Annotated in this window: 6 protein-coding genes; all 6 read right to left on the bottom strand. The window is 61.5% G+C overall.

Annotated features, from left to right (window positions below; genetic code table 11):
* Positions 1-396, bottom strand: a 396-nt coding sequence (locus tag L0H65_RS13095) for a sulfurase (RefSeq protein ID WP_301459493.1), incomplete at its 3' end; no start/stop codon positions are given.
* Positions 397-400: 4 nt separating this feature from the next.
* Positions 401-1,189 carry a methyltransferase domain-containing protein gene (locus tag L0H65_RS13090; protein ID WP_301459492.1) on the bottom strand — a complete coding sequence of 263 codons (789 nt, stop codon included), beginning with the start codon at positions 1,187-1,189 and terminating at the stop codon, positions 401-403.
* Between the two features lie 170 nt (positions 1,190-1,359).
* Positions 1,360-3,273 carry an ATP-dependent zinc metalloprotease FtsH gene (ftsH, locus tag L0H65_RS13085; protein ID WP_301459491.1) on the bottom strand — a complete coding sequence of 638 codons (1,914 nt, stop codon included), beginning with the start codon at positions 3,271-3,273 and terminating at the stop codon, positions 1,360-1,362.
* A 75-nt stretch (positions 3,274-3,348) separates the two neighbouring features.
* Positions 3,349-4,581: a tRNA lysidine(34) synthetase TilS gene (gene tilS / locus L0H65_RS13080; RefSeq protein ID WP_301459490.1), complete on the bottom strand. Its 1,233-nt coding sequence runs from the start codon at positions 4,579-4,581 to the stop codon at positions 3,349-3,351.
* A gap of 16 nt (positions 4,582-4,597) precedes the next feature.
* The gene (gene ybgF / locus L0H65_RS13075; RefSeq protein WP_301459494.1) at positions 4,598-5,413 is read right to left on the bottom strand and encodes a tol-pal system protein YbgF; all 816 of its coding nucleotides are present in this window, start codon (positions 5,411-5,413) and stop codon (positions 4,598-4,600) included.
* Between the two features lie 5 nt (positions 5,414-5,418).
* Positions 5,419-5,872: peptidoglycan-associated lipoprotein Pal (pal, locus tag L0H65_RS13070; protein WP_301459489.1), on the bottom strand; the 454-nt coding region annotated here is incomplete at its 5' end.

Below are 5,872 nucleotides of genomic sequence, written 5' to 3'. Positions count from 1 at the left end.
CTCCATATCCACCACCAATGTCGCACCACTTTCGGCCTGAAGTCGGGAGGAGGGCGGCAAATGCGTGAAATCCGGGATGCCCGCGACCACCATCGTCGCGCCGAGCAAGGCCGGATCGAGGTGGTCAACCCCCATCTCAGCCGCGATTTGCGCCAGTTCTGCTGCACATAGCACCGAAAATTGTCGCGTATTGGCGATCTCCGTGTCGCGCGGATAAAGCCCCAACACCCGGCTGCATGACGGCCGTGTCAGGCCGCCATGGGCCTCCCCTTCGGGGCCGGAAAATCGCGCATTGAGTTCCCGTACCAAGCTGCTTTCAAGTGCCGCCTCACGGTCGCGCACAAGGCCCAACCAGACAATCCGCGCAATGATCCCTGTTTTCAGCAATGCTGCCATGACGTTACACTTTCAGCGTAAAGAACACCCGCACGAACGGCAGCAAAGCGGAACCGTCCGCCATCACCGGATAGGCCGAGGTCAGCGCGGTATCATAGGCGGCAAAGAATTTCGCAGTCTCCCCTGCATCCAGCCCGGCGAGGTAGGGACGCATGGTCGTGCTTTGCGTGAAGGCCCGCACCGGATGCCCGTCTGCCTGCGCCTCCAGCCGTTGCACATATTCAGTTTCCCACGCGGTCACCTCCCCCAACGGCGCCAGCATCTGCCAGTACTTCACCGCCATCTGTACCGGCGATTCCGGCAGGTCAGCAAAACGGTTGCCAAACAGCGAGGCGGCAATATCACGCAGAAACCGATGCGACGGCGCGCCACCCTGCCGGGGCATCTGCACCGCCAGAATACCGCCTTTGGTCAACATGCCCGCCAATCGTCGCAACAACACCTGATGGTCAGGCACCCATTGCAGCGCGGCATTGGAAAAAATCAGCGCGGGTGGCGTTGGCGGCTGCCACTGCTGCACATCGGCATCAACCAACCGGGCATAGACACCAGTATTGCGCGCATCCTCCAGCATCGCGGGCGAGGAGTCGACGCCGATCAACGCGCGCCCACAGTGCCGGGACAGTGCCGGACCCACCACGCCAGTCCCGCAGCCAAGGTCTATCACCACGCCTTCGGGCAATTGCGGCACCTGCGCCAACAGGTCCAGTGCCGGACGCAACCGCAAATCGCTGAAGCGAGCGTAGCGTTGAGGATTCCAGTCGTTTTGCACTTCGCTGCCAGATCCGGGCATGTTTTGCTCTCTCCGCGATGGGGTCTACCCGGTGTATCGCTTCCTCTTTGACGCAGGCAACAGCTTTCCGGCAGAACATGCAAACTGCGCGGCGAACCTCTACGTCCGCGTAGGGAAAAGCAAAGCGCCACGGGGTTACCCGCGGCGCTTGCCGTTCAAACCTGTCGCGATTATGCCGAAGGTTCCGGCTCCGGCGCCATCCCACCTTTGGGGCTGCGTGGCTTGGTTTTCGGAATCGCGACGACCGAGGCAGGGCCGCCGCCATCCGGCTTGTCACCGTCATCGTCACCGCCAAGCGCCTCGCCCGCGATGACTTTCTTGATCTCGTCGCCCGTCAGGGTTTCGTATTCCAGCAGGCCCTGCGCCAACCGCTCAAACTCCTCCGATTTCTCCAGCAGGATCTTGCGGGCGGTGGCATAGCCGTCGTCGATCAGGATCTTGACCTCCTCCTCGATCAGGTTCTTGGTGTCGGCCGAAACCGAAAATCCACCGGTCTGCCCCTGATAGCCCTGATGCGCTTCGGCATAGTCGATATTGCCGATCTTGTCCGACATACCCCAACGCATCACCATCGCACGCGCCAGACCGCTGGCCTGCATGATATCGCCGGAAGGGCCGTTCGACACGCCTTCTTCGCCCCATTTGATGATTTCGGCGGCTTTACCAGCCATGATCATCGCGATGCGCTGCTTGCACTGGTCCTTGTGAAAGTTCAACTGATCCATCTCCGGCAGGCTCATCACCATGCCCAAGGCCGCGCCCCGCGGGATGATCGTTGCCTTGTACACCGGATCGCATTTCGGCAAGGCCATTCCGACAATCGCGTGACCCGCCTCGTGGTAGGCAGTATGTTCCTTCTGTTCAGCGGTCAGCACCATCGAGCGGCGCTCCGCCCCCATCATCACCTTGTCCTTGGCCTGTTCAAAGTCGATCATCGTCACGAACCTGCGCCCGACGCGCGCTGCCATCAACGCTGCCTCATTCACCAGGTTCGCAAGATCGGCACCCGAGAAGCCCGGCGTACCGCGCGCGATGATGCGCAAATCCACATCCGGACCAACCGGCACCTTGCGGGCGTGAACCGTCAAAATCTTTTCGCGCCCCTTGATATCAGGGTTCGGCACATGGATCTGGCGGTCAAAACGGCCCGGACGCAGCAAAGCCGGATCGAGCACGTCCTTGCGGTTGGTGGCCGCAACGATGATCACGCCTTCATTCGCCTCGAACCCGTCCATTTCGACCAGCAACTGGTTCAGCGTCTGTTCACGTTCGTCATTGCCGCCACCGATACCGACCCCGCGCGCACGCCCTACGGCGTCAATCTCGTCGATGAACACGATGCAAGGTGCGTTTTTCTTGGCCTGTTCAAACATATCGCGGACGCGGCTTGCACCAACGCCGACGAACATTTCTACAAAATCAGACCCCGAAATGGTGAAGAACGGCACCCCCGCCTCCCCCGCAATAGCGCGGGCCAGCAAGGTTTTACCTGTGCCGGGCGGACCAACGAGCAGCGCGCCTTTCGGGATCTTCCCACCCAAACGGCTGTATTTCTGCGGATTGCGCAGGAATTCGACGATCTCCTCCAACTCCTCCTTGGCTTCATCAATCCCGGCCACGTCATCAAATGTCACGCGGCCATTCTTTTCCGTCAGCAACTTTGCCTTGGATTTGCCGAATCCCATCGCGCCGCCCTTGCCGCCACCCTGCATCCGATTCATGAAGAAAATCCAAATGCCGATCAGCACGAGGAACGGAAGCCAGAGCGAGAGCAGGCTGAAAAAGCCCGATTGTTCCTGCGGCTTTGCGATGACATCGACATTTTTCGCGATCAGCCGATCCGTCACATCCTCGCCTTGGGGTTTGATGACGGAGTAATCCTTGCCGTCCTTGCCCTTGACGTTGATCACTTCGCCATCAAGCGTCACGCTGACGACATCGCCAGCTTCAACCCGATCCACAAAGTCGGAATACGATACGGAACGAGTCGACATGGCACCCTGCCCGCCGCTGAACAGGTTGAACAATGCAAGGATCAAGACCAGAAGGACGACCCAGAATGCGATGTTTCGTGCATTTCCCACGAATATTTCTCCTTCACGCGCGGCACCAAAACAGGCCACAGCTTTGCGCATAAGATAGCTATAAGTTCCGGGTGTTCAATGCGATACTACAAATTGACTGAAATCCGCGACGATCCGTCCGCGCCATTCTGGGCCAAAACCCGCCAATGGTGCCGCAATCAGCGACTCATCGTACCAGACAGCAGGCGAAACCACCAGTGCATCGCGTGGAATACCTGTCGCGCGCCAATCCCTGCAAAGCCGCAAGCCCGCAGCCCCCAACGCCCGCAGTTCCATGCCGTTCTGTACCGGCCCGTCCACCTGCCAGCGCCCGTCCCACAACTGACCCGGCGGGCAGGCCAAACCCGCCACCGCCCGAGGTTCGCGCATCACGCGAAAGCTGCCCTCGGACATCCGGATGCGACACCCCGCCAGCGTGGTATCCGTCCCATTATCAATCGCGCGCAGCACACGGTTGAGCGAGGAACCGCGCGGCGGGTATCCCGCGCCGGAAATCCAAAGCAGTGCGAGGTTCAGCAATCGACGCTGCACCTCTGCCCCGCTGCATCCCCAGGCTTCGCGGTCAAACACGACCGTGCCCGAATCTTCCCGGCAACAAATGCGCGCAGCCTCAATCGTGGCGATGCGCAACGCCTGTCGTGCGGATCGCAGGTTCGCCACAACCCCGGTCAGCACTTCGACAGTGAACCCGAGAGGTTGCAATTCCTTTAACGCGCGCCGGGCTTTGATGCGGGTAAAGCCCTCATCCTCATTGCCGGGGTCATCTATCCACGCCACAGCCTGTCGGAGCAGATACGCCCGCAAATCGGCGCGTCGACAGGTCAGGAACGGACGGACAAAATTCACCGCCCCTTGACGCCATGACGGGCGCATACCGGCCAGCCCATCAATCCCGGCCCCGCGCGCCAATCCCATCAGGAACGTCTCGGCCTGATCGTCGGCGGTGTGGCCCAGCACGATATGGCTGATATTGCGCGCCGCTGCCCAATCCGCCATCAGCGCATAGCGGGCGCGGCGTGCCGCATCCATCAGGTTTCCCGCAATCGCCCCATGCTGCCAGATCAGCGTTTCATGCGACACCCCAAGGCGCGCGCAGTGGTCGGCAACCATCGCCGCTTCGGTTGCCGACGCGGCGCGCAAAGCGTGATCCACCGTCACCGCATGCACCGCGGACCCATCGGCGGTGGCCATCAGTTGCAATGCAGCCAGTGAATCCGAACCGCCCGAAACCGCAACAGCGATTCGGGCGGGTTTATCGGATGCGAAGGCATTTCGCGCGATGTGCAGCAGGTCGGATTCCGTCATCATGGCAATACCAGAGCCGTTACTGGCACCCCAAGCCCAGCGCGGCGGTGGTCGCCTGACCGGCGAAGGGATCGCTGGGAAAGCGGGCGCCGGCCTCCCTCAAGGTCACGCAAGCCTCCGGTCCCTGACCCAATTCCGCCAAAGCCTGCCCGACCTTGAACAGCGCCTCTGGCGCGCGTGCGCCGGTCATGTCACTCGAAAACGCCTCCAGCCAGGCGCGCGCAGCTTCACCGGTTTCGCCCAGATTGCTCAGCGCCTCGCCACGCAGGAACTGCGCCTCGGCGGTCAGGGGCCCACCCGTATAGGTCTGGGCAAAGGCCGCAAAGAGGTCCGCGGCGCTGCGAAAGTCACCTTGACCGAGCACCTCCTTGGCCCGGTCAAGATCTGCCTGTTCATTGGTTGCAAGAGAGGCACCACCAGTTTGCGGTGTGGTCGGGGACACAGGCGCAACCGTACCGGTATCGCCGCCAAGGGTCGGCGTCTTGCCGACGGAACCCAGATCGCCGCCCTCAAGCTCCACCAACCGGAATTCCAGATCGCCTATGCGTTTGGTCCCGTCGCTCACCACATTGTTGATGCGGAATTCAAGCTGTTCCGTCTTGGAGGTCAGTTGCGCCAGTGCCGCCTCGATCGCGTCCACCCGCTCCAGCACGGAGCCGCCGAATGTGCCTGTCGTCGCCCCGCCGGTGGTCGCAAGTTCCGACCGCAACCCCATCACCGTCTGGTTGAGAACCGTCAATTCCTGCCGGATATCGGCCAGGGATTGCGCGCGGTCCTGCGCAAACCCTGCCAGCGGGATCACCGCCAGAATGATCGCAATCAGCCCCGCGCGCATTGCCATCAGCTACCCGCCCCCAAGGACAGGACCGTGACCGCGCGGCGGTTGCGGCTGTAGCAATCCTCGGTCGAACACACCTCGACCGGGCGCTCCTTGCCATAGGAAACGGTGCGGATGCGATTGCCGCCAACCCCTTGGCTGACAAGGAAGTTCTGCGCGGCAGAGGCACGGCGCGCGCCAAGTGCCAGGTTATATTCGCGGGTGCCTTTTTCATCGGCATGACCTTCGACGATAATGGCATAATCCCCGTTGGTGTTCAGCCATTGTGCCTGTCCGGTCAGGGTTTGCCGCGCCTGATCCGACAAGGTGCTTTGGTCATTGGCAAAGAACACGCGATCGCCCAGCGTTTGCTGGAAATAGGCGACGGATTTCGGATCATTCGCCCCACCGAGACCGGAACTGTCGATGCCGCCCGCGCCACCGGCACCACCGGCACCACCGTCACCGAAGCGGTCG

The sequence above is a fragment of the Pseudorhodobacter sp. genome, from assembly GCF_030452865.1.
Lineage (GTDB): Bacteria > Pseudomonadota > Alphaproteobacteria > Rhodobacterales > Rhodobacteraceae > Pseudorhodobacter.
The sequence above is the reverse complement of the archived record's forward strand: the minus strand, read 5'-3'. Positions and strand labels throughout refer to the sequence as shown.